General features: G+C 35.6%; 24 protein-coding genes. 20 read left to right on the top strand and 4 right to left on the bottom strand.

What is annotated here, in order from left to right:
• Positions 1-169: 169 nt before the first annotated feature.
• The 7 genes from mnmE (at position 170) to EK386_RS15285 (ending at position 8,358) form a co-directional block, all read left to right on the top strand.
• Positions 170-1,555 (top strand): tRNA uridine-5-carboxymethylaminomethyl(34) synthesis GTPase MnmE, encoded by a 1,386-nt coding sequence (gene mnmE / locus EK386_RS15315; RefSeq protein ID WP_126660059.1) that lies wholly within the window; start codon positions 170-172, stop codon positions 1,553-1,555.
• A 177-nt stretch (positions 1,556-1,732) separates the two neighbouring features.
• Positions 1,733-3,628 (top strand): tRNA uridine-5-carboxymethylaminomethyl(34) synthesis enzyme MnmG, encoded by a 1,896-nt coding sequence (gene mnmG, locus EK386_RS15310; protein ID WP_126660058.1) that lies wholly within the window; start codon positions 1,733-1,735, stop codon positions 3,626-3,628.
• 131 nt (positions 3,629-3,759) lie between these two features.
• Complete coding sequence (gene rsmG / locus EK386_RS15305) at positions 3,760-4,476, top strand: 16S rRNA (guanine(527)-N(7))-methyltransferase RsmG (protein WP_126660057.1); 717 nt, start codon at positions 3,760-3,762, stop codon at positions 4,474-4,476.
• Positions 4,477-4,804: 328 nt separating this feature from the next.
• A complete protein-coding gene (gene noc, locus EK386_RS15300) occupies positions 4,805-5,689 on the top strand; it encodes a nucleoid occlusion protein (protein WP_126660056.1) in 885 nt (294 codons plus the stop codon).
• Positions 5,690-5,862: 173 nt separating this feature from the next.
• Positions 5,863-6,624, top strand: a complete 762-nt coding sequence (locus tag EK386_RS15295) for a ParA family protein (protein WP_126660055.1) — start codon at positions 5,863-5,865, stop codon at positions 6,622-6,624.
• Entirely contained in the window at positions 6,617-7,486 is an 870-nt protein-coding gene (locus tag EK386_RS15290; RefSeq protein WP_126660054.1) for a ParB/RepB/Spo0J family partition protein, read from the top strand. Before EK386_RS15295 ends, EK386_RS15290 begins: the two co-directional genes overlap by 8 nt.
• A 164-nt stretch (positions 7,487-7,650) precedes the next feature.
• On the top strand, positions 7,651-8,358 hold the full coding sequence (locus tag EK386_RS15285) for a DUF554 domain-containing protein (protein ID WP_126660053.1): 708 nt from the start codon (positions 7,651-7,653) through the stop codon (positions 8,356-8,358).
• On the opposite strand, the gene yyaC is transcribed toward EK386_RS15285, so the two are convergent.
• Entirely contained in the window at positions 8,275-8,907 is a 633-nt protein-coding gene (yyaC, locus tag EK386_RS15280; protein WP_126660052.1) for a spore protease YyaC, read from the bottom strand. The genes EK386_RS15285 and yyaC overlap by 84 nt on opposite strands.
• A gap of 116 nt (positions 8,908-9,023) precedes the next feature.
• Between yyaC and EK386_RS15275 the strand changes: the two genes are divergently transcribed.
• From EK386_RS15275 to ychF, 3 genes are all read left to right on the top strand, one after another.
• Complete coding sequence (locus EK386_RS15275) at positions 9,024-9,932, top strand: mechanosensitive ion channel family protein (protein ID WP_126660051.1); 909 nt, start codon at positions 9,024-9,026, stop codon at positions 9,930-9,932.
• Entirely contained in the window at positions 9,926-10,132 is a 207-nt protein-coding gene (locus EK386_RS15270; protein ID WP_126660050.1) for a DUF951 domain-containing protein, read from the top strand. The genes EK386_RS15275 and EK386_RS15270 overlap by 7 nt, the downstream gene beginning before the upstream one ends.
• Positions 10,133-10,237: 105 nt before the next feature.
• On the top strand, positions 10,238-11,338 hold the full coding sequence (gene ychF, locus EK386_RS15265; protein WP_126660049.1) for a redox-regulated ATPase YchF: 1,101 nt from the start codon (positions 10,238-10,240) through the stop codon (positions 11,336-11,338).
• A 30-nt stretch (positions 11,339-11,368) separates the two neighbouring features.
• Here ychF and EK386_RS15260 read toward each other — a convergent pair whose 3' ends face one another.
• Together EK386_RS15260 and EK386_RS15255 are read right to left on the bottom strand one after the other, a co-directional pair.
• Positions 11,369-11,926, bottom strand: a complete 558-nt coding sequence (locus EK386_RS15260; RefSeq protein WP_158674447.1) for a metalloprotease family protein — start codon at positions 11,924-11,926, stop codon at positions 11,369-11,371.
• Positions 11,927-11,936: 10 nt separating this feature from the next.
• Positions 11,937-12,476 carry a DUF3267 domain-containing protein gene (locus EK386_RS15255; protein WP_126660047.1) on the bottom strand — a complete coding sequence of 180 codons (540 nt, stop codon included), beginning with the start codon at positions 12,474-12,476 and terminating at the stop codon, positions 11,937-11,939.
• A 174-nt stretch (positions 12,477-12,650) separates the two neighbouring features.
• Between EK386_RS15255 and rpsF the strand changes: the two genes are divergently transcribed.
• The 8 genes from rpsF (at position 12,651) to EK386_RS15215 (ending at position 20,461) form a co-directional block, all read left to right on the top strand.
• Positions 12,651-12,938, top strand: a complete 288-nt coding sequence (gene rpsF, locus EK386_RS15250) for a 30S ribosomal protein S6 (RefSeq protein WP_126660046.1) — start codon at positions 12,651-12,653, stop codon at positions 12,936-12,938.
• Positions 12,939-12,976: 38 nt separating this feature from the next.
• Positions 12,977-13,546, top strand: coding sequence for a single-stranded DNA-binding protein (gene ssb, locus EK386_RS15245; protein WP_126660045.1), 570 nt, complete (start codon positions 12,977-12,979; stop codon positions 13,544-13,546).
• Between the two features lie 55 nt (positions 13,547-13,601).
• Positions 13,602-13,838, top strand: a complete 237-nt coding sequence (rpsR, locus tag EK386_RS15240) for a 30S ribosomal protein S18 (protein WP_126660044.1) — start codon at positions 13,602-13,604, stop codon at positions 13,836-13,838.
• Between the two features lie 315 nt (positions 13,839-14,153).
• Entirely contained in the window at positions 14,154-15,095 is a 942-nt protein-coding gene (locus tag EK386_RS15235; protein ID WP_126660043.1) for a YybS family protein, read from the top strand.
• A 12-nt stretch (positions 15,096-15,107) separates the two neighbouring features.
• A complete protein-coding gene (locus EK386_RS15230) occupies positions 15,108-17,081 on the top strand; it encodes a DHH family phosphoesterase (RefSeq protein WP_126660042.1) in 1,974 nt (657 codons plus the stop codon).
• Positions 17,078-17,527: a 50S ribosomal protein L9 gene (gene rplI / locus EK386_RS15225; protein ID WP_126660041.1), complete on the top strand. Its 450-nt coding sequence runs from the start codon at positions 17,078-17,080 to the stop codon at positions 17,525-17,527. The genes EK386_RS15230 and rplI overlap by 4 nt, the downstream gene beginning before the upstream one ends.
• 12 nt (positions 17,528-17,539) lie before the next feature.
• A complete protein-coding gene (gene dnaB / locus EK386_RS15220) occupies positions 17,540-18,898 on the top strand; it encodes a replicative DNA helicase (RefSeq protein ID WP_126660040.1) in 1,359 nt (452 codons plus the stop codon).
• Between the two features lie 276 nt (positions 18,899-19,174).
• Entirely contained in the window at positions 19,175-20,461 is a 1,287-nt protein-coding gene (locus EK386_RS15215) for an adenylosuccinate synthase (protein WP_126660039.1), read from the top strand.
• 260 nt (positions 20,462-20,721) lie between these two features.
• On the opposite strand, the gene EK386_RS15210 is transcribed toward EK386_RS15215, so the two are convergent.
• On the bottom strand, positions 20,722-21,534 hold the full coding sequence (locus EK386_RS15210) for a YitT family protein (RefSeq protein WP_246027691.1): 813 nt from the start codon (positions 21,532-21,534) through the stop codon (positions 20,722-20,724).
• A 496-nt stretch (positions 21,535-22,030) separates the two neighbouring features.
• On the opposite strand from EK386_RS15210, the gene EK386_RS15205 reads away from it, so the two are divergent.
• Together EK386_RS15205 and yycF are read left to right on the top strand one after the other, a co-directional pair.
• Positions 22,031-23,515: a M23 family metallopeptidase gene (locus EK386_RS15205; RefSeq protein ID WP_126660037.1), complete on the top strand. Its 1,485-nt coding sequence runs from the start codon at positions 22,031-22,033 to the stop codon at positions 23,513-23,515.
• 320 nt (positions 23,516-23,835) lie between these two features.
• Positions 23,836-24,546 carry a response regulator YycF gene (gene yycF, locus EK386_RS15200; RefSeq protein ID WP_126660036.1) on the top strand — a complete coding sequence of 237 codons (711 nt, stop codon included), beginning with the start codon at positions 23,836-23,838 and terminating at the stop codon, positions 24,544-24,546.
• The last annotated feature ends 3 nt before the right edge of the window (positions 24,547-24,549 follow it).

The raw sequence follows: 24,549 nt of genomic DNA, 5'->3' as shown, positions 1-24,549 counted from the left end.
GGAAATTGCTTTACTTTCGTATTTTAATAAAATATGTTACCCTAAGTTGTTAGTAAACAATGTTCGTTGTAGTTATTCACATGTGGATAAGTTTAATATTGACTGCAGGTTTTGCAGTTGTTGATAAAGTATGCAAAAAGGTAGTTTCACTTAGTAGGAGGATTCATTCATGGAGTACGATACGATTGCAGCCATTTCCACTCCAATGGGCGAAGGAGCTATTGCCATCGTTCGTTTAAGTGGGGATGAAGCAGTAAAAATAGCAGATCAAATTTTCAAATCACCAAATGGGAAACGCTTGAGCGATGAAAAATCACATACCATACATTACGGACACTTAGTTGACCCGAAAACTGAGGAAGTAGTTGAAGAGGTTATGCTAGCCTTAATGCGAGCACCCAAAACCTTTACACGAGAAGATGTTGTCGAAATCAATTGTCATGGTGGAATTGTTTCAGTAAATCGCGTGTTACAGTTGGTACTGAAAAACGGTGCAAGACTAGCTGAACCTGGGGAATTTACGAAACGTGCCTTTTTAAATGGACGAATTGATTTATCCCAAGCGGAGGCAGTAATGGATTTAATTCGTGCAAAAACAGACCGTGCAATGAATGTCGCACTTGGTCAAATGGAAGGGAAACTTTCAAGACTTATTGAACAATTGCGTGGAGCTCTTATTGAGACGTTAGCGCACGTGGAAGTTAATATAGATTATCCTGAGTATGATGATGTAGAAGAAATGACAATTCCAGTATTATTAGAAAAATGTTCTTGGGTACGAGATGAAGTAGCGAAACTTTTACAAACGTCATCACAAGGGAAAATATTACGTGAAGGTCTTTCAACTGTTATATTAGGTCGACCAAATGTAGGAAAGTCGTCTTTATTAAATAGTTTAGTTCACGAGAATAAGGCAATCGTTACTGATATTGCAGGGACAACTCGTGATATTATAGAAGAGTATGTTAATGTGCGCGGTGTACCATTACGTTTAGTAGATACGGCAGGAATCCGTGAAACAGAAGATATCGTTGAACGTATAGGGGTAGAAAGATCTCGTCAAGTTTTAAAAGAAGCCGATTTAATTTTACTTGTGCTGAACTCCGCAGAAAATCTTTCTGAAGAAGATGAACGTTTATTTGAAACCATTCAAAATATGGACTTTATTGTTGTTGTAAATAAGACTGATTTACCGCGTAAAATTGATTTAGATAAAGTAAGTCATTTAGCGAATGGCCGCGCAGTAGTAACAACTTCACTACTACAAGAAGAAGGCGTTATTGAGCTTGAGGAAGCCATTGCGAAAACATTCTTTGAAGGACAAATTGAAGCGAGTGATTTAACCTATGTTTCAAACGCTCGTCATATTGCGTTACTTCACCAAGCAAAAGAGACAATTGAAGATGCAATCAATGCAGCCAATTCAGGAGTGCCGGTCGATATGATTCAAATCGATGTAACCAAAACGTGGGAACTATTAGGTGAAATTGTTGGGGATACTGTACAGGAAAGTTTAATTAATCAGTTATTCTCGCAATTCTGTTTAGGAAAATAAAATCCTAAAAATATCAATTACCGTGATAAACATACGACTTATCTAATTTTAAGTGTAAAAGAAGGCGATTTTCACTTATTATTAGTTAAGCCCTATATAAAATAGGGGGATTAGAATATTTCGATGTGCTAACCCTGAGAGTATTTTTATTTTTTAATATAGAGAGGAAGATAAAGCATGACAACAACATATGAAGCTGGCCATTATGATGTCATTGTCATTGGCGCAGGTCATGCAGGTGTAGAAGCAGCATACGCAGCTGCTAAAATGGGTGCAAAAACACTCATGTTAACAATTAGTTTAGATATGATTGCCTTTATGCCATGTAATCCGTCAATTGGCGGACCTGCAAAAGGAATTGTCGTACGTGAAATTGACGCTTTGGGTGGTGTGATGGGAAGAGTAATCGATAAAACACATATTCAAATGCGTATGTTAAATACAGGGAAGGGTCCTGCAGTACGTGCTTTACGTGCGCAAGCAGATAAAGTCCTTTACCAACGTGAAGCGAAACGCCTTTTAGAAGAGGAAGAAAACTTAACAATTAATCAGGCAATGGTTGAAGAGTTAATTATAGAAAACGATACAGTGCGCGGCGTAATTACGCAAACAGGTGGAATTTATCGTGGTGAAACGGTCATTATCACAACGGGTACGTATTTACGCGGTGAAATTATTATTGGGGATGTAAAATATTCAAGCGGACCGAATAACACACGCCCATCCATTAAATTAGCTGATAATATTCGTGAATTAGGCTTTGATATTATCCGTTTTAAAACAGGAACACCACCACGCGTGAATGGTAAAACGATCGATTATAGTAAAACTGAAATTCAACCGGGTGATGATGTCCCTCGTGCGTTTAGTTTTGAAACAACCGAATTTATCATGGATCAAATCCCTTGTTGGTTAACGTATACAAGTAGCCAGACACATGAAATTATTAATAGTAATTTAGATAAAGCACCAATGTTTACGGGATTAATTACTGCAGAAGGGCCACGTTATTGTCCATCAATTGAAACAAAAATTGTACGCTTTAATGATAAACCACGCCATCAGTTATTCCTTGAACCTGAAGGCCGTGATACAGAGGAAGTATATGTACAAGGTTTATCAACAAGCTTACCGGAAAACATCCAACGTGATATGCTCAAATCCATTCCTGGACTAGAGAATGCTGAGATGATGCGCGCGGGCTATGCGATTGAATATGATTCGGTCGTTCCAACTCAGTTATGGCCAACACTTGAGACAAAACGCATTAAAAATCTTTACACGGCTGGACAAATTAATGGTACAAGTGGATATGAAGAAGCTGCAGGTCAAGGGTTAATGGCAGGTATTAATGCAGCTGCAAAAGTTTTAGGCAAAGAAGAAGTAATTCTGAAACGTTCGGAAGCTTACATCGGTGTATTAATTGATGATTTAGTGACAAAAGGAACAAATGAACCTTATCGTTTACTAACTTCAAGAGCGGAATATCGCTTATTACTTCGCCATGACAACGCGGATTTACGTTTAACGGAAATAGGTTATAAACTTGGAATGATTTCTGATGAGCGATTTGCAAAATTCAATGAGAAAAAAGAACAAATTGAAAATGAAATTGCACGCCTTCGTGAAGTAATCATTAAACCAAATGAAACAACACAAGCCGTTATTCGTTCAGTTGGTGGAACAGAATTAAAAGACGGTATCCGTGGTGCCGATTTATTAAAACGTCCTGAGATGAATTATGAATTAGTTGCTTCTTTATCGCCATCTGAGATCGAATTAAGTGATGAAGTAAAAGAACAAATCGAAATTCAATTGAAATACGAAGGTTACATTCAAAAGGCATTACTACAAGTAGAAAAACTTCATAAGTTAGAAGATAAAAAAATACCGGATAATATCGATTATGATGATATTTCAAGTATTGCTACAGAAGCACGTGAAAAGTTAAAAGAAGTGCGTCCATTGTCGATTGCACAAGCATCCCGAATTTCAGGTGTAAATCCAGCTGATATTTCCATTTTACTTGTGTATATCGAACAAGGGAAAATTGCCCGAGTTGGTAATGAATAATAAATAGTGTTCGAGCGTCAACTTTAGGCGCTCGTTCCTTTTTAGTTAAATCAGAAAGTAAAAAAATTTTGAACAGTGTCTAGCTACATGCGCTAGCACCCTTCACTTTTCTAATTAAAAGGAGATCCGAGATGAACGAACAACAATTTATTGAAGCATTGAAACTTAAGGGTATTGAACTAAATGAGAACCAAATTGCACAGTTTAAAAGGTATTTTGAACTTTTAGTTGAGTGGAATGAAAAAATGAATTTAACAGCCATTACAGATTTAGAAGGCGTCTACTTAAAACATTTCTATGATTCCATTTCTGCAAGTTTTTATTTTGATTTTACAAAGATAACATCCGTTTGCGATGTAGGTGCCGGTGCTGGTTTCCCAAGTTTACCGATTAAAATATGCTTCCCTCATTTGCATGTGACAATTGTTGATTCATTAAATAAGCGGATTACATTTTTAAATCATTTAAGTGAAGAGTTGAAATTAGAAAATGTTAAGTTTGTCCATTCGCGCGCTGAGGAATTTGGTCAAAATCCAAAATACCGTGAGCAATATGATGTTGTAACTGCCCGTGCAGTTGCCCGACTATCCGTTTTATCAGAGTTATGCGTTCCATTGGCTAAACAAAATGGATACTTTGTTGCATTAAAAGCAGCTGCAGGTCCTGAAGAGTTAAAGGATGCGAAAAAAGCCATTGGTACGTTAGGAGCTTCTTTAAAAGAGGAATTTTCATACCTATTGCCAGTGGAAGAAAGTGAACGTACAATTTATGTGTTTGATAAAATAAAACAAACACCAAAAAAATATCCTCGTAAACCAGGAGTTCCTAATAAAACACCTATACAATAAAGAAAAAGCCTGCTAACAGTTTAATCGTATGGCAGGTGTTCTTTCTTTTATTTTCATTTGCGAGATTATCTAGTAAGATAAAAAATAATTAATAAAATTCTAAACCTTGTTTCACATGGAACAATATTTGAAAATTTATCGAAGTTTCACTTTTTATAGATATAATTTGAAGTCTCGCAGCATAAATATTTATATTTACGTTTTCATTTAATAGATTTTATTTCTATCAAACTTTTATATAATTTATAGTTTATAATAAATAATATTTGAAGTTGCAGTGAAAGTTAGAGTAAGAGCAAGATAGTTTCTAAAAGGTGGTGCCTATCGAATGAAAAGTCCTTTTTCACGTTTCTTTGGAGGCGGTGACAAAACTGTTTCTGAAGTGAAAAGTGAAGTAGAAGAAGTAGTGCATGTAGTAAAAAACAAACCAGCTGAAGAAGTAGTGAAAATTCCAATTGATAAAATTATTCCAAATCGGTTCCAACCACGTACAGTGTTTGATGAAGACAAAATTGAAGAGTTATCAAGAACGATTCATACGCATGGTGTGATTCAACCAATCGTTGTTCGGAAGTTTGAAGATGATCACTATGAGATTATTGCAGGTGAGCGTCGTTACCGAGCGATGAAAAAATTAGATTGGACTGAAGTACCTGCAATCGTTCGTAACTTAAATGATAAGGAAACGGCTTCTATTGCATTAATTGAAAATCTTCAACGGGAAGAGTTAACAGCAATTGAAGAAGCCTTAGCTTATCAACAATTGTTAGAACTTCATTCACTTACTCAAGAAGCGCTTGCTCAACGATTAGGAAAAGGTCAATCTACGGTAGCAAATAAGCTACGTTTATTAAAGTTACCTCAAACTGTGCAAGAGGCAATATTAAGAAGAGAAATAACTGAACGTCATGCACGTGCTCTAATTTCGATTAAAGATGAAGCAACTCAAAATAATTTAGTAGCATTGATTAAAGAAAATGATTGGAATGTCCGTCAATTAGAAGAATTTATTCAACAATTGACAAAGCCAAAAGAAGAAAAGAAAGAAAAACCTAAACGTAAGGCAATTAGTAAAGATATTCGTATTGCCTTAAATACAATTAAGCAATCGCTTTCGATGGTTACAAAAAGCGGAATAAACGTAAAAACAGAAGAAGAAGATACAGATGATTACTATCAAATTACGGTGAGAATCCCAAAGAAAAAAGCATAAGCATTTTATGGTTCCTTAAGTTTCTAACAGGAGCCTTTTTTTCTATTAATTTACAAAATAGATTACAATACAACTAGGCTTTAATTTTGTTAAAATGGAAAATGTATATAAAGTGCAAGAAAGATTAAGATTACTCATATGAAGAAACTGTAGATGAAAGCAGGTGCACGCAGTTGGGGAGAATTATTGCAATCACAAATCAAAAAGGTGGTGTGGGAAAAACTACAACGTCTGTAAATTTGAGCGCTTGCCTAGCTAATTTTGGTAAAAAGGTACTTCTAATTGATATTGATCCACAGGGGAATGCAACAAGTGGGGTTGGGATAAATAAAGGTGAAATCTCTACCTGCATTTACGATGTGCTGATTGATGACGAAGATGTAAAAAATACTATTCAACAAACCAAAGTGGAGAATTTATTTGTAGTACCGGCAACGATCTCATTAGCAGGTGCTGAAATTGAACTGGTCTCTACCATTTCTCGAGAAGTACGCTTAAAGCATGCTCTACAAGATGTAAAGGAATTATATGACTATATAATTATTGATTGCCCACCTTCTTTAGGATTATTAACAATTAATGCTTTGACAGCTTCTGATGCAGTGCTTATTCCAGTGCAGTGTGAGTATTACGCCCTTGAAGGATTAAGCCAACTCTTATCTACTGTCCGTCTTGTTCAAAAGCATTTAAATCAACATCTTTACATTGACGGTGTATTATTAACAATGCTTGATGCGCGGACAAATCTTGGAATTCAAGTAATAGAAGAAGTTAAAAAGTACTTCCAAGATAAAGTTTATAAAACGATTATCCCGCGAAACGTACGATTAAGTGAGGCACCTAGCCACGGGGAACCAATTATTATGTATGATTCAAAATCTAGAGGGGCAGAAGTGTATCTAGAGTTAGCAAGGGAAGTGATAAAAAATGGCTAGAGGGTTAGGTAAAGGAATCGGTGCGTTATTTCCAACTGAAACATTAGATCACTTAGAAACAGTGCATACTGAGGATGCAATTGAAAAGATTTCATTGCAAAAATTAGTTGTTAATCCATTTCAACCACGTAAAACCTTTGATGATGAAACCATTGCAGAATTAGCACAATCCATTAATGAACATGGTATTATTCAACCAATAGTTGTTCGAAAAAAAGGTAAGAAGTATGAAATTGTTGTGGGTGAGAGAAGATTTAGAGCAGCAAAATTAGCTAACTTAGAAGAGATTCCAGCTATTGTTCGAGAGATGACGGAAGAACAAATGATGGAGCTAGCGATTTTAGAAAACCTACAACGTGAAGATTTAACACCAATTGAGGAAGCTGAGGCATATCATAGTCTAATTGAAAAATTAAACTTCACACAAGAAGAATTAGCGAAAAGATTAGGGAAAAGTCGACCGCACATAACAAATCATATGCGGTTATTACAATTACCCCAAGAGATTCGTGAATTAGTAAACAATGGTACACTCTCTATGGGACATGGTAGAACACTTCTTGGTTTGAAAAATAAGAGAAGAATTCCAGAAGTAGCGAATAAAGTAATTAATCAAGGGTTAAATGTTCGTCAATTAGAAGCATTAATTAAACAATTAAACGAAGAAGTTTCACGTGAAACAGAAAAAATAGTGAAAAAAGACGTATTTGTACAAGCTACGGAAACACAGCTTAGAGAATATTTTGGTACAAATGTTCAAATTAGAAAGTCAAAAAACAAAGGTAAAATTGAAATTGAATTCTACTCAGAAGATGATTTAGAGCGTATATTAGAAATTCTTCAGCTTGAACAAGAGCTATAAGTAATGAGCGCCAAAGTTACTGGCGCTCTATTTTTCTTTTTAATAGATTAGAAAGTAAACGTGTTAGCAAAATCCAACTATGTGCTTTCACGGCGCCTTGGAGTCTTAAGCATTTACTGTAATTTAAGAGCGCTAATACTTTTCAAATGAAAGAAGGTTTACAATTGGTTTTATTAGGGTCGTTTGTGAATGCATTATTAATTATTATTGGTGCAATTGTCGGTCGTTTTTTTAAGAATATACCCGAATCAATGAAACATACTGTCTTATCAATTATTGGATTAGCAGTTGCATTATTAGGAATTCAAATGGGATTTCAATCTACAAACTTTATTATCATCATAATTAGTCTTGTAGTAGGTACAGTTATTGGGGAGTGGTTGGATCTAGACAAGTTGCTAAATCAACTAGGCAAGTGGGTTGAAATAAAACTCGGGAAAAATTCATCTGAAAGTGGTATTGCAGAGGGTTTTGTTAATGCTACCCTATTATTTGTAATAGGTTCTATGGGGATTCTTGGTGCGTTAGATAGTGGGTTAAGAAATGATCATTCTGTATTAATAACAAAAGGGATAATCGATGGTTTTACATCAATTATTTTGTCTTCAACTCTAGGCATTGGTGTTTTATTATCAGCAATCCCGGTCTTTTTATATCAAGGAGTTATTGCTGTTCTATCCGGTTTTATAAGTGCATACATACCAGAAGCGGCATTAGATTTATTTATTAAGGAAATGACCGCTACTGGAGGCGTCATGATCATGGCTATTGGCTTAAATATAGCAGGTTTAACTAAAATTCGAGTAGCCAATTTGTTGCCCGGTATTGTTATAGTTGGTGTTATTGTTAGCATCATGTTTTTTGTTCAATAAATGACGTTGCCAAGCAAGTAGTAAGCCACGTGCTATTTTATTTCCCATAGCATAAGTTACATTTAAACGTGTGTTTTGTAACACAAGCATTTCCATAAAACCTCCAACATTGACAATTCCTTTTACTGAAATGTCACCGATTGGGGGTAATTCTTTTTTTACGGCTTTTCCTGGGAATAGAGGTCCCTCATGCACAATGATTTGCCCAATATTCTTCTCGTTGCCTAAACAAGCATCAATTGCGACAACAAATGGAGTAATAGGCTTTTGTTGTATTTCCTCGATTGTAGATGCTAAATTGATTGCATGGAGTGGTTGTTCTAAAGTTCCAATAACTTCAAATGGGAACGAGTGAAAGCTTGATAAAAAACTACCTGTTAATGGACCAAGAGCATCTCCGGTTGAACGGTCAGTTCCAATGCAACAAAAAATTAGGTTATCATGGTCGAAGGGAATTTGCTCTAAAAAAATATCACTAAGACGCCATAATGCACCTGTTTGTTCATGGTGAACAAAGGACCTTAACGAGTCATTTAAAATTTTTCGCATGTAACAATCCTCTCTTTCGTTTTAGAATGATAAATTTCTGCCTTTTATGGTAAAAATTAAACTATATTGTTTGCAGTATATTCAAATTTTTAGGAAGTTATACAAGGAGTGGTAAAATGGCGGTAGAAACTTTAGAAACCGGTACAAAAGAACTAGTTACAATAACAGAAAGGTTTTGGAATTACTTAACGAGTGATGACCTATGGAATTTTATACTCGTAGCTTCAGTAAAAATTATTTCAATTTTGATTGTTTCATATTTAGTTGTTTTTATTGGGAAAAGAGTTATTAAGAGGATTTTTACCCTAAGGATGAAAACACCACTAAAACATTCAGAAAGACGTCAAACAACAATATTAAAATTGTTGCAAAGTGTCCTTTCCTATTTGGTATATTTCTCCGCAATTATCGGAGTCTTATCTGCGTTAAATATTAACGTTGCTGGGTTACTAGCTGGAGCAGGGATTGCGGGATTGGCAATTGGATTTGGTGCACAAAGTTTGGTAAAGGATATTATTACAGGGTTCTTTATTATTTTTGAAGATCAGTTTGGTGTTGGAGATTACATAAAACTAAATACCGCAGAAGGAACTGTTGTTGAAATTGGTTTAAGAACGACGAAAATTTTAGGTACAACGGGTGAGCAGTTTATTATTCCAAATGGTCAAATAACAGATGTAATCAACTACTCTGTTAATAATTCAAAGGCAGTCATCGATATGCAAGTTGCTATTGACGCGGACATTGAAAAAGTGGAAAAATTAGTTACAACCTATTTAAAAACATTACCACCTAAACATGAGGAATTAGTTGATATTCCAATCTTTTTAGGCGTTCAAGCCGTTGTAGGAACTGAAGTAACGATTCGAATTGTTGCTGAAACTCATCCGCTACAACACTATGGAATCGCTCGTATCATCCGTCGAGATGTTAAAGCTATTTTAGATAGAAATGGAATTCCAATGGCATATCCAAAAATGATGCTTTATGATCGTGGTAGTAAAGAATCGGAGGGAGAATCATAATGGAGGCAAAATCCTTTGAATTAAATGATGTAGTTGAAATGAAAAAACAACATCCATGTGGAACGAATGCGTGGAAAGTGATTCGCATGGGCGCAGATATTCGGATTAAATGTGAAGGGTGTGGACATAGTGTCATGATCCCTCGTCGAGATTTTGAAAAGAAAATAAAAAAAGTATTAGTGCGAGCAAATGAAGAGTAAATGATTTGTCAAATAGACATTTTCTATCGTTATCCCTATAATTAACTATGGTTTAAAAAACGTACAAACAGATTTGATTGAAAATAGAAAGGTCGTGTCCAACCAATGGCATTAACAGCTGGGATCGTAGGTTTACCGAACGTTGGGAAATCAACACTATTTAACGCAATTACTAAAGCAGGGGCATTAGCAGCTAACTACCCATTTGCTACAATTGATCCAAACGTCGGTGTAGTAGAAGTACCTGATGCACGTCTAGATAAATTAACTGAACTTGTTGAACCGAAAAAAACAGTTCCTACTGCATTCGAGTTTACAGATATCGCTGGGATCGTAAAAGGCGCATCGAAGGGTGAAGGGTTAGGAAATAAATTTTTATCCCACATTCGTGAAGTTGATGCAATTTGCCAAGTAGTACGTTGTTTTGTAGATGAAAATATTACGCATGTATCAGGTTCTGTAAATCCAATAGATGATATTGAAGTAATTAATCTAGAGTTAATTTTGGCAGATATGGAATCAGTAGAAAAACGAATTCAACGTGTTAGTAAAATGGCAAAACAAAAGGATAAAGAAGCTTTAATTGAAGAACCAGTTTTATTAAAAATTAAAGAAGCTTTAGAAAATGAAAAACCTGCTCGTTCTGTAGAGTTATCAGAAGATGAATTGAAAGTGATTAAAGGTCTACACCTTTTAACAATTAAACCAATGCTTTATGTTGCAAATGTATCAGAAGATGAAGTAGCAGATGCAGATAATAATCAATATGTAAAACAAGTGCGTGAATATGCTAATGCTGAAGGCGCTCAAGTTATTACGATTTGTGCAAAAATTGAAGAAGAAATCTCTGAGTTAGACGATGAAGAAAAAGCAATGTTCTTAGAAGAATTAGGCATTGAAGAATCAGGATTAGATCAATTAATCCGCGCATCTTATGATTTATTAGGGTTAGCAACTTATTTCACTGCTGGTGTACAAGAAGTACGTGCGTGGACGTTCCGTAAAGGGATGAAAGCTCCTCAATGCGCAGGAGTTATCCACTCCGACTTCGAACGCGGATTTATTCGTGCGGAAACAGTTGCCTACAAGGATTTAGTAGAAGCAGGTTCTATGACAGCTGCTAAAGAAGCTGGAAAAGTTCGCCTAGAAGGTAAAGAATATATCGTTCAAGATGGCGATGTTATGTTATTCCGCTTTAACGTTTAATAATGGAGTATGTAAAAAAAGGAGCCCGAATTAGGACTCCTTTTTTTCATCTAAGTAAACATGAACTGTAAATTGCTCTGGTAGATCTTTTATTAATGCATTATCAGGGAACTTGCGAAGTTTAAGCAGTCCTTTGAAATTTGCTAATCCACCAGCAATAAAAGACGCACTTGCTAGCAATAAAGGGTAACTACCAAAAGCAAAGGCGAAAGCAAGTGGAATAATACCAGCAATCATAAAAGACGTTAAAAATACAGATTGGTAATGCCCATTTCTTATCTTTTCAGTCGTTGTTGTATAAATTAAACCTTTTTCAAGATGTATAGCTAAAGACAATGTTTCACGTGGAACTTTACATCGATATTTATATCCGAGTAGGTTTAAAATTTCATTTATTACTACAAGTAAAAAGGAAACACCAATAAAGATGAGGATACCTAATAAAAAGCGTATTACATTAAAGGTAAACTCGGGATGTAAAATATAATTAATACTAACGAAGAGGATACTAAGAATAATTGTTAATATAACGGTTTGCTTCATTATTTTTCGTTCATTGAAAGATATAGTATGTATGTTGTTTGACATTTCTTCACCTCTAATCATAAATATATAGTCGTGGAAGTTCGGGATCATCCTTTATTAATGCACTGTTTGGATATTTACGTAATTCCTTGTACATATAAAAGTCCCCAATTGCTCCTGCTATCAGCATTGCTCCTAGTAGAACAATGAGATGGGAATCATAAATAAACCCAAGCAAGGTGGGGATTACCCCAGTTGTCCAAAATGGTAATAATAGAGCTTTTTTCATAGCAGCATTGTTTAAAGCTGTTGTTGTTGTTGCATAAGCTACACCGAGCTTTAAATTAACACCGTATTCTAAATCTTTAAACTTTACCCTGCCAAATAACATAAATCCTATAAGGTGAAATATCTCATGTAAGGCAATTAATAAAATATACCCTAGTATAAAGAGTAATACGTCCCAAAATGAAAAGGATACGCTATATCGCTGGTGAAGTAAGCTATTAAAAAAAACAAAGACAATACATAAAATTAACGTTAACCACAAATTACTTTTTGCAATTCTTCTCATATCCAGTTCTACAATTATAGGTTTTCGCCCATCAGTCATATGTTCACCTCTTTAAAACTTATTATAATGAAGTTAATTGCTTTTTTAAATGCTGCAATAATTGTTGCAAATAGGAAATAACTATGATACAATTCTACGATGTGAGTATATGTTACTTACTCCTTGCTCCCGTAATTGCGGAGAGCCAAAGTCCATAAGGAGGTGCAAATAATAATGAGAAAGTATGAATTAATGTACATCGTACGTCCAAACATCGAAGACGAAGCTAAAAAAGCTTTAGTTGAACGTTTCAATGACGTATTAACTTCAAACGGTGCTGAAATCGTAGAAGCTAAAGAGTGGGGTAAACGCCGCCTAGCTTACGAAATCAATGACTTCCGCGAAGGTTACTACCAAATCGTGAAAGCAAACTCTGGTAATGAAGCAATTAACGAGTTCACTCGTTTAGCTAACATCAGTGAAGATATCATTCGTCACATCGTTGTTCGTGAAGAAGCATAATTAAATTTAACTAAAATGCTGCAAAGGAGGTTGCAATTGTGATAAACCGTGTCGTATTAGTTGGAAGACTTACGAAAGATCCAGAACTTCGATATACGCCAAGTGGAGTTCCAATGACTCGTTTTACAATCGCTGTAAATAGAACATTTTCGGGCCAATCTGGTGAACGCGAAGCTGACTTTATTGGCTGTATTGCTTGGAGAAAACAGGCTGAAAACTTAGCAAACTTCATGAGAAAAGGAAGTTTGATTGGTGTTGAAGGTCGTATCCAAACAGGTAGTTTTGAAGGTCAAGATGGAAAGCGTGTTTACACAACGGATGTTGTTGCGGATTCTGTTCAATTTTTAGAGCCGCGTAACACTGGTGGTGGAGGCGCAAATATGCCAAATCAACAGTATGGAGGGCAATCTTATGGAGGCAACCAACCTGCATATAGTACAAGCCAACCAAACCAACAATTTGGAAACATGGGGCAAGACCCATTTGCGCAGTCCTATCCACAAAGCCAACCTTCTGGAAATCAGCAAAACTATACACGTGTAGATGAAGATCCTTTTGCGTCTAGCAAAGGACCAATCGAAGTTTCAGAAGACGATTTACCGTTCTAATAAGAAATGCGTAAGAGAGACTGAAACAAAAAAATAATAAAGGAGGAATATCGAAATGGCACAACGTCGCGGAGGCCGCAAACGCCGTAAAGTTTGTTACTTCACTTCAAATAACATCACTACAATCGATTACAAAGATGTAGATTTACTTAAAAAGTTCATTTCTGAGCGTGGAAAAATTCTTCCACGTCGCGTAACTGGAACAAGTGCAAAATACCAACGTAAATTAACTTCAGCTATTAAACGTTCTCGTATTATGGCACTTCTACCATTCGTAGCAGAAGATAAATAAGAATAGCTAAGCGGCTCGTCGCTATTGCTATCAATAAAAAATGCGAAAGTACATTCTTTCGCATATAATAAAGTCGACAAAATTTTATTTGAATTTTGTCGACTTTTTATTTGCCTTTTTTGATTTTCTCAATCAAATCTTCCTTGCGCATTTTTGTCCAATACTTAAAAAAATGGTACAATATACGAATGAAAAAGATTTATATCAGCTTGACAGAAAAAGAAGTAAAGAACTTTTTCTGCGTAAGTATAACGAGTGCTGAACATTTAAAAGTATGATGAACAGCTAAGTTTTCGAATTAAAGGAAGGTTATCGATGCCGAATAATCAAACCAAAAGACTAGCTAATGGAGCAATGATGGTTGCGTTATTTTCAATTTTAATTACCATTGCTTTTTATGTTCCAATTATTAGCGTAGTTGCTACCATTTTTGCTCCTTTACCCCTTGCTTGGTATAGTGCAAAATTTGATCGTAGCGCTTCAATTTTAGTAGCAATACTAGGTTGCATTATCCCTTTCTTTTTAGGAGGGTTATTAATAGTACCCTTTGCCCTTATTTTTGCGTCTATCGGGGTTGTTATGGGTGAAGCTCTTCGATTAAAGAAAAGTAAAGTGTATTTATTATTGTCTTCCACAATCACAGTACTAATTACCTTTGCTTTGCAATATGTTATTTCAATAAAATTATTTGAAACAGATTTTATAAAAGAGGCTATGCAAATAATGCGCGAGAGCTATGAGAAATCAATCGAACTTTCGCAAAATTTAACTGGGCAAACGCCAATTGATTCAAAAACATTGAATCTGATGTTTGATACAATGCAAATGGCTTTACCAGCTTCCATAACAATGGGTGCTTTCTTCTTTACTTTTATTATTATTTCAACTAATTTGCCAGTATTAAAACGTTTAGGCGTAAATATACCAAAGTTTAACGCATTCAAAAATTTACGGCTACCTCGTTCTGTTTTATGGTACTACCTAATTGTACTATCCATTAATTTATTTATTAGCCCTGAAACTGGTACAACACTTTATGTGATCTGTTTAAATTTATCTTTAGTATTGTGGTTATTATTAACAATACAAGGGGCTTCTTTAATTCATTTTTGCCTTGATGCATTCGGATCACCAAGTTTCCTAAAAGTACTTGCAACAGTTATGGCAGTTCCGTTATATTCCTTTTATGTATTATTAGGGATTTTGGATTTAGGTTTTGATATCCGTTCATTTGTCAAAGGTAAGATTCAGAAGTAGGGAGCTGATAAAATGGATACTTATAGGAAGCGACTCATTCGACATCCTCTTATGTATCTAACGGTGATTGGTCTGATAGGCGCCACCCTGTTATCCATTTGGAATATTTGGTTTGGCTTATCCTATGGGCTAATTATTGTCATAGCGTTACTATATGCGTGGAATATTGAAAAAATTACCTTTCAAAACACTGAAAAACATATAGAATCGCTTTCGTTTCGAATGAAAAAGGTAGGTTCTGAAGCTCTTTTAGAAATGCCAATTGGAATATTGCTCATTAATGATAAATTTATTATTGAGTGGGCAAATCCATATATGACTCAAATTATTGATGAGGAATCATTAATCGGTCAGGAAATGTTTGTTCTTTCTGATGAATTATATAGTCTTACAAAATCTGAGGAAAAACGTGAACAAACAATAACTGTTAATGACCATAAATATAAAGTTGTGTACAAACAAGAAGAAAAGTTATTATATTTTTTCGATGTAACAGAGCAACTGAAAATTGAATCCCAATATTACGCTGATCGCACAGTTTTGGCCATTCTCTTCATTGATAATTATGATGAGATTACACAAGGGATGGATGACCAAACAAGAAGTTTAACAAATACTGTTGTTACATCGATTGTGAATGATTGGGCTTTTACACATGGGATTTATGCAAAGCGAATTAACTCTGATCGTTTTCTAGCCGTTTTAAATGAGAAGATATTAAATGAATTGGAAAAGAAGAAGTTCTCCATTTTAGACGATATACGCGAAAAGACTGCGCAAAAGAACTTATCTCTTACCCTGTCGATTGGGGTTGGCGCTGGTTCTGGATCCCTCATCAAATTAGGTGAATTAGCTCAATCTAGTCTAGATTTAGTATTAGGCCGAGGTGGTGACCAAGTTGCCATTAAGCAACCTAATGGGAAGCTGAAGTTTTATGGCGGAAAAACAAATCCAGTAGAGAAACGAACTAGAGTGAGAGCGCGTGTTATATCTCATGCATTGCAAGATTTAATTATTGAAAGTGACCAAGTATTTGTCATGGGGCACAAAAACCCTGATATGGATTCAATCGGTGCTGCAATTGGTGTACGTAAAATGGCACAAAAGAATAAGGTAAATGGCTATGTAGTCCTTAACTTTGACGAACTAAATGGTAGTGTTAGCCGATTAATGCAACAAATTGATAAAAACCCTGAATTAGCTTCGTACTTTATTACTGTTGAAGATGCCTTAGCACTAATGACGGAAAAATCACTAGTTGCGATTGTAGATACACATAAACCAAGTCTGGTTATAGATGATCGAGTATTGAAAAGCTCAGAAAAGGTCGTGGTGATTGATCATCATCGACGCGGAGAAGAGTTTATTCAAAATCCAACACTTGTTTATATGGAACCATATGCATCTTCTACAGCAGAATTGGTTACAGAATTAATCGAATACCAACCAGAAGAAGAAAAGCTCACAAAATTAGAGGCAACTGCGCTACTAGCAGGTATCATTGTAGATACAAAAAGCTTTACTCTACGTACAGGGGCACGGACATTTGAAGCAGCGTCTTATTTAAGAACAAATGGAGCAGATACTGTATTGGTGCAGCAATTATTAAAAGAAGACATTGATACGTATATTGAACGATCAAAAATTATTCAAACAGTTGAATTTGTCTACCCAGGAATTGCAGTAGCATATGGGCAAGAAAACAAACTATATGATTCAGTGTTAATTGCACAAACTGCCGATATTTTACTTACGGTTAAAGATGTTTCGGCATCTTTTGTTATTGCACACCGCCAAGATGGATTAATCGGAATCAGTGCTAGATCTCTAGGTGAATTCAATGTTCAGCTAGTAATGGAGAAGCTTGGCGGAGGAGGTCATTTAACAAATGCAGCATGTCAACTTAACATTGACACACTAGATGAAGCAATTTCTTTATTAAGAACTGCAATAATCGATACACTTGAAGGGAGAAATGAAGAATGAAAGTAGTATTTTTGAAAGATGTTAAAGGTAAAGGAAAAAAAGGGGAAATAAAAAACGTTGCAGATGGTTATGCACAAAATTTCCTTATTAAAAATGGCTATGCAGTAGAAGCATCAAATCAAGCACTTAGCCAATTAGAAGGTCAAAAGAAATTAGAAGCAAAAAATGCAGCTGCTGAATTACAAGCAGCAAAAGATTTAAAAGAAGAGATTGAAAAACTAACTGTTGAAATTAAAGCGAAATCTGGTGAAGGTGGTCGTCTATTCGGTTCAGTTTCAACAAAACAAATTGCATCTGCACTTGAGAAGAATTTTGGTATCAAAATTGATAAACGTAAAATGGACTGCAATGAAGGGATCCGTTCATTAGGTTTTACAAATGTACCTGTGAAACTTCACCAAGAAGTAAAAGCGACTTTAAAAGTACATGTTATTGAAGAAGCATAAGGAGAGGACTCTATGAGCGAAGGCGTTATAGATCGCGTTCCACCGCATAATCATGAAGCAGAGCAATCGGTTATCGGTGCCATTTTCCTAGAACCTCAAAGCTTAATCACAGCATCTGAAATTTTACTCGCTGAGGACTTTTACAGAATAAGTCATCAGAAAATATTTCAGACGATGTTGGACTTAAGTGATCAAGGAAAAGCGATAGATGTTGTCACTGTTACAGAGGAACTTTCAGTAAAAAAGGAACTTGAAGATGTTGGTGGTCTTTCATATTTAACAGAACTTGCGAATGCCGTACCAACTGCTGCCAACATTGCGTATTACGCTAAGATCGTAGAAGAAAAAGCATTATTACGACGATTGATTCGCGTTGCTACAAAGATTGTGGAAGACGGTTATACGCGTGAAGATGAAGTTGAAGCATTATTATCCGATGCTGAAAAGCGAGTAATGGAAGTTGCCAATCGTAAAAATGCTGGTGATTTTAAACATGTTAAGGATGTCCTCGTTCAAACATATGATAATATTGAACAACTTCAATTTCGTGAAGGTGATGTAACGGGTATTCCAACAGGCTTCAATGATTTAGACCGTATGACTGCAGGATTCCAACGAAACGATTTAATTATCGTTGCAGCTCGACCATCCGTTGGGAAAACGGCCTTTGCTTTAAATATTGCACAAAATGTAGCAATTAAAGCGCGGGAAAATGTGGCTATCTTCTCTTTAGAGATGGGGGCTGAACAGTTAGTGATGCGTCTATTATGTGCTGAGGGGAATATTGATGCGCAAGTATTACGTACAGGTGCATTAACTTCCGACGACTGGAGTAAGTTAACAATGGCGATGGGCAGTCTTTCTAACTCTGGGATCTATATTGATGATACACCGGGCTTACGAATTAATGAAATTCGTGCAAAATGTCGTCGCCTTCATCAAGAACATGGTTTAGGGATGATCTTAATTGACTACTTACAACTAATTCAAGGTAGTGGGCGAAGCGGTGAAAACCGTCAGCAAGAGGTTTCTGAAATTTCCCGTTCCTTAAAAGCACTTGCGCGTGAATTGAAAGTACCGGTTATCGCTTTATCTCAGTTATCTCGTGGTGTAGAACAACGCCAAGATAAACGCCCTATGATGAGTGATATTCGTGAATCAGGAAGTATCGAGCAAGATGCCGATATCGTCGCCTTTTTATATCGAGACGATTATTATGATAAAGAATCTGAAAGTAAAAATATGATTGAAATCATAATTGCAAAACAGCGTAATGGTCCAACAGGTACGGTTACGTTAGCGTTTAAAAAAGAGTTTAACAAGTTTATTAATATTGACTGGTCACAGCATCCACAACCAGTAAATGCGTAAATATAGTGATCACGGTGAAGCTTCACTGCATTCTCACTGGGACACAGATAGAATGTCTATCAAAATATAAAGCTATGAAGAACACGAACGATTGTTGAGAAATTTCAATGATATGTTCGTGTTCTTTCCTATTCTTCATTGACTTTAAGTAGGAATCACTGTTACAATAGTTCTGTTTGATATAATAATAAATTAGTGTAAACAAGACTCCACTTATGGAAGTCTTATTCATGATGATTTCGGAAAAAGGACGTAATGTCTAGCGGAGGTGCTGATATGACATCAGTTGTAGTTGTAGGGACACAATGGGGAGACGAAGGTAAAGGTAAAATTACGGACTTCCTATCTAAAAAAGCAGATGTAATCGCTCGTTTTTCGGGTGGGGATAACGCAGGTCATACAATTAAATTTGACGGTGAAACGTATAAATTGCATTTAATTCCATCAGGTATTTTTTATAAAGAAAAAACTTCAGTTATGGGGAACGGTATGGTAATTAACCCAAAATCGTTAGTAACTGAATTAAAAGGCTTACAAGAGCGTGATATTGATACTTCAAATTTACGTATTTCAAATCGTGCACAAGTAATTCTTCCATACCACATTTATCAAGATAAAGTAGATGAAGCTTCTCGTGGTGATAATAAAATTGGGACAACTTGTAAAGGGATTGGACCATGTTATCAAGATAAAGTCGCACGTATTGGTATTCGTGTCGCAGACTTATTAGACCGAGAAACGTTTGAAGAAAAACTACGTGAAAACTTAGAAAAGAAAAACCGTTTATTTGAGAAATTTTATGAAGTAGAAGGTTTAAAATTCGAAGACATCTTTGAAGAATTTTACGGATATGGTCAAGAAATTGCGAAATACGTGACAGATACTTCTAAAGTATTAAATGACGTATTAGATGAAGGCGGTCGAGTACTATTTGAAGGTGCGCAAGGTGTAATGTTAGACGTGGATCACGGTACGTATCCATTTGTTACATCATCAAACCCTGTTGCAGGTGGCGTAACGACTGGTACTGGTATCGGACCTTCTCATGTTTCACGTGTTGTTGGTGTATCGAAAGCTTATACATCACGTGTTGGTGACGGCCCATTCCCAACAGAATTATTTGATGAAATTGGACATCATATTCGTGAAGTAGGTCGCGAGTATGGTACAACTACGGGTCGCCCTCGTCGTGTAGGATGGTTTGATGCAGTAGTAGTTCGCCACTCTCGTCGTGTAAGCGGAATTACAGACCTAGCATTAAACTCAATTGATGTATTATCAGGCTTAGAAACAGTAAAAATCTGTACAGCATATAAGTACAACGGTGAAATCATTACAGAATATCCAGCAAGTTTAAAAGTAATCGAAGCTTGTGAACCTGTATATGAAGAGCTTCCAGGTTGGTCAGAAGACATTACAAACGTACGTACATTAGACGAACTACCAGAAAACGCACGCAAATATGTAGAACGTATTGTAGAGTTAACTGGTATTAACTTAATGACATTCTCAGTTGGCCCAGCTCGCGAACAGACAAATGTTGTTAACCCTATTTGGGATTAATAACACTCGTTCTGCGGTCAATAATCGCAACCTTCAACTACTAATGACTAAATGTCATTAGTAGTTTTTACTTTGTCAACGTTAGTCTGTAACGAGTAAGCGCAGCCGCAAACATAGATGCAGTGGTAAATAAAGAACTACTAATGGCAAAGTATCATTAGTAGTTTTTTAATTTCAAGATTTGAGTATACATAACTAAGAAAGTGATTTGCCGTTTACTATTTTTAATCACACTAGTTATGAAGCTAGCTCCACATTTCTTAGTGGATCCCTTTCTTCTTAAAGCGCCCACCTTTTACTTCACTAATACTTCCAATAGCTAAAAATGCTTGATTATCAATGCTTCGTACAATTTCTTTCATTTTAGATTCTTCAAGTCGGGTAATTACACAGAAAATCACCTTTTTATTATTTCCTGTATAGGCACCTTCCCCATGTAAATATGTAACGCCACGCCCTAATCGATTCAATATGGCTTGTCCAATTTCTTCTATGTCGTCACTAATGATATAAACTGATTTGGATTCTTCCATACCTAAAACAACAATATCAATTACCTTTGAGGCAATATAATAGGCTACTACAGAATACATTGCTTGCTCCCATGTAAATACAAATCCTGCAATGGTGAAAATAATTAAGTTAATAAATAAAATGATTTCCCCTACTGAAAATGGTAGTTTGATATTTGAAAGAATGGCCAAAACCTCTGTTCCATCTAAGCATCCCCCATAGCGGATAACTAGACCCACACCAATCCCTAAAAAAATCCCGCCAAAGACGGTTGCTAACAATAAATCTTTTGTAAAAGGATCAATATGATGCATAACAACCGTAGCAACTGAAAGAATGGTAATACCTAAAGCTGTTGTTAACGCAAAGGTTTTCCCAATTTGCTTATAACCAATGAAGATAAAAGGAAGGTTTAAAATGAAGATAAAAACACCAACAGGCAAACCAAATAAGTGGGATGAAATAATGGAGATACCAACAATTCCTCCATCCATTACATTGTTTGGAACCAGAAATAACTCTAAACCTACTGCAAAGATTAATGCACCAATAATAACCATTACTATTCTAAAAATGTGATGGCCTATGGTTGTTTTATTCTTTACAGCAGAATGTACAACACTTTTGCTCATAAATTCCCCCCAATCATTTCTATAGTGTAAATTTTATATGAAAAAAACATTTCAAAAAAGCAAATTCTCAAATTTATCCTAAAGTAAATTTATTCGCCATTCGAGCAAGGCATGAAAAGATAATAGGAAATTTAATATGACATATAGGTCTACAAATATACAAAAATCGCGAAAATTTGACAAAGTACCACCAAAAAGTTTCGAACTTTGATAATTAAATAAAATAATTTCTTATAAATTGTTAAAATAAGTAATTTAATTAATCTAAAAAACCTATTTTGTAACAAAAAACGTGCAAATAATACAATTTCATTACAAAAGACTCAATTGGTTCAAAGCAAAGGAGGATTATGGTACATTAGGAAAGTGTGATTTTTCACATGAAAAAATCCGTAAATGGATAGTCTTTGGAAGGGGCTTCAAAATGAGTTCGAAATGGAACGTCAAAAAGGACTTTACAAAGGAACAGCATTTAAGTCTGGATCAAAAGAAGAAAAGTATAATTAAAAAAGCAATACTTACCGCAGCATTACTTTCTACTGTAACGTTTAACTTAGCTTTTGCAAATGAAGACAGTAGCAAAGAATCATTCGAGAAAATCTACCATGTCTACTTAGAAGATACATATATTGGTCCTGTTTCAGAGGAAGAGGCAGTTTTAGAAGTAATTGAAACAAAAGAAAAAGAAGCGAGTGTTCAATTTGATGGGATGGAAGTTGATGCAGGATCCAATATTTCTTTGGTTCCAGAGCAAGTTTTCTCTTATCAAACAAATGATTCTGAAACGATCGAAAAACTTAATAGTGAATTAGTGGTTCAAACGCCCGCTTATGCACTTAAAGTAGGCGATGAATCGATTGCCTATTTTAAAGATGAAAAAGATTACGAAGAAGCACTGCACCAACTAAAGCTTCAATATGTAACAGAAGAACGATTAAAACAATTAGAAGAAGCAGCTACTAAGACACAAGAAGAGTTACCTAAACTAAAAAACGATGAAATTCGGATGATAGAAGTTTCGCTACTTGAGGATGTCTCTGGTGAAATGACAAAGGCTAATCCTTCTGAAATTTTAACTCCGGAAGCAGCTGTAAATTATTTGAAATCAGGCTCTATTGAAAAGGAATTGTATACAGTACAATCAGGGGATGTACTTGGTAAAATCGCTGCGAAACACAATTTATCTACTGCAGAATTACTAGAGTTAAATCCAGATTTACATGTAGATTCTCTTTTACAAATTGGACAGCAGATTAATGTAACTGTTGAAAAGCCATTAATAAATGTTCAAGTGGTTTATGAAAAAGGGAAAGAGGAACAAATTGCTTTTCAAACGATTGTAGAAGAAGACCCATCAATGTTTAAAGGTGAAAAGAAAGTTACACAAGAGGGCGCTAATGGGAAAAAAGAGGTAGAATATATTATTACAGGTTTGAACGGTACTCGTACAAGCACCCAAGTAAAATCTGAAACAATTATTTCTGAACCAGTTAACCGTGTTGAGGTAATCGGAACAAAAGTAATTTCAAGTCGTGGAACAGGTGAATTTGCATGGCCAACTTCGGGGGGCTATATCTCTAGTAATATGGGAAATCGATGGGGTGAATTCCACCGAGGAATCGATATTGCTCGACCATCAAATTATAACATTACTGCATCCGATAATGGTGTTGTTACTTTTGCTGGTTGGGATGGAACATATGGTCAGAAAATCGTGATTAATCATAATAATGGTTATGAAACTTTATATGCTCACCTATCTGAAATCAAAGTGAATGTCGGACAAGTTGTCCCTCAAGGCGCATTAATCGGCATAATGGGGTCAACAGGGCGATCAACGGGTACGCATCTACACTTTGAAGCGCATAAAAATGGCTCTTATGTAAATCCTTTAAATTTATTAAACTAATATTAATGACAGTCCGTTAGTAGAAGGGCTGTCTTTCTTTTTTATTTCCATTCATCTCTCGCGGATTGAGGTGAAAATTTTGTCGAAATATTTCCCAGAAAATATAACAAGCTGATTGCTACTCTACATTACCCACCCTGGAGTCCTTTTAAACAGAAGAAGGAGATATTACCACGACCTCTCTTTAGTCTTCAAACGTAGTTCTTTGCTATAATGGACTGTATAATGCATGGATAGATAAAGCATGATAGAGTAAAGAATAGAAATTGTACTTAATTTACTTGAACAATAGATAGATTAATGAAAAGGAGATTGAGAAAATGACGAAAACGATACTAGTAGTAGATGACGAAAAACCAATTGCAGATATATTACAATTTAATTTAGTAAAGGAAGGCTATCAAGTAATCTGTGCTTATGACGGTGATGAAGCGCTAGAAATCATTGAGGAGCAACAACCAGACTTAATGCTTTTAGATATTATGCTTCCTAAAAGAGATGGAATGGAAGTATGTCGTGAAATTCGCAAAAAATATGATTTTCCAATTATCATGTTAACAGCAAAGGGTTCGGAAATCGATAAGGTTCTTGGTCTTGAAATGGGCGCAGATGATTATGTGACAAAGCCATTTAGTACACGTGAATTGATTGCCCGAGTAAAGGCAAATATGCGCCGTTTAAAAGTTTCGACGCAAGTAGAAGAAACTAAAGATGAACCAAATGATATTACAGTAGGAGCATTAATTATCCAACCAGATGCTTATCTCGTATTAAAACGTGGTGAATCCATTGAATTAACTCACCGTGAATTTGAGTTATTACATTACCTTGCAAAACATATTGGCCAAGTAATGACACGAGAACATCTTTTACAAACAGTATGGGGGTACGATTATTTTGGTGATGTGCGTACTGTGGATGTAACAATTCGACGTCTTCGTGAAAAAATTGAAGATAATCCAAGTCACCCAAATTGGATCGTAACCCGTCGTGGTGTAGGCTACTATTTGCGGAATCCTGAACAGGAGTAGTCT

Source organism: Lysinibacillus antri, from assembly GCF_003977595.1.
In the GTDB taxonomy this organism is placed as follows: domain Bacteria; phylum Bacillota; class Bacilli; order Bacillales_A; family Planococcaceae; genus Ureibacillus; species Ureibacillus antri.
Note: the sequence above shows the minus strand (reverse complement) of the source record. Positions and strands in the feature narration are given on the sequence as shown.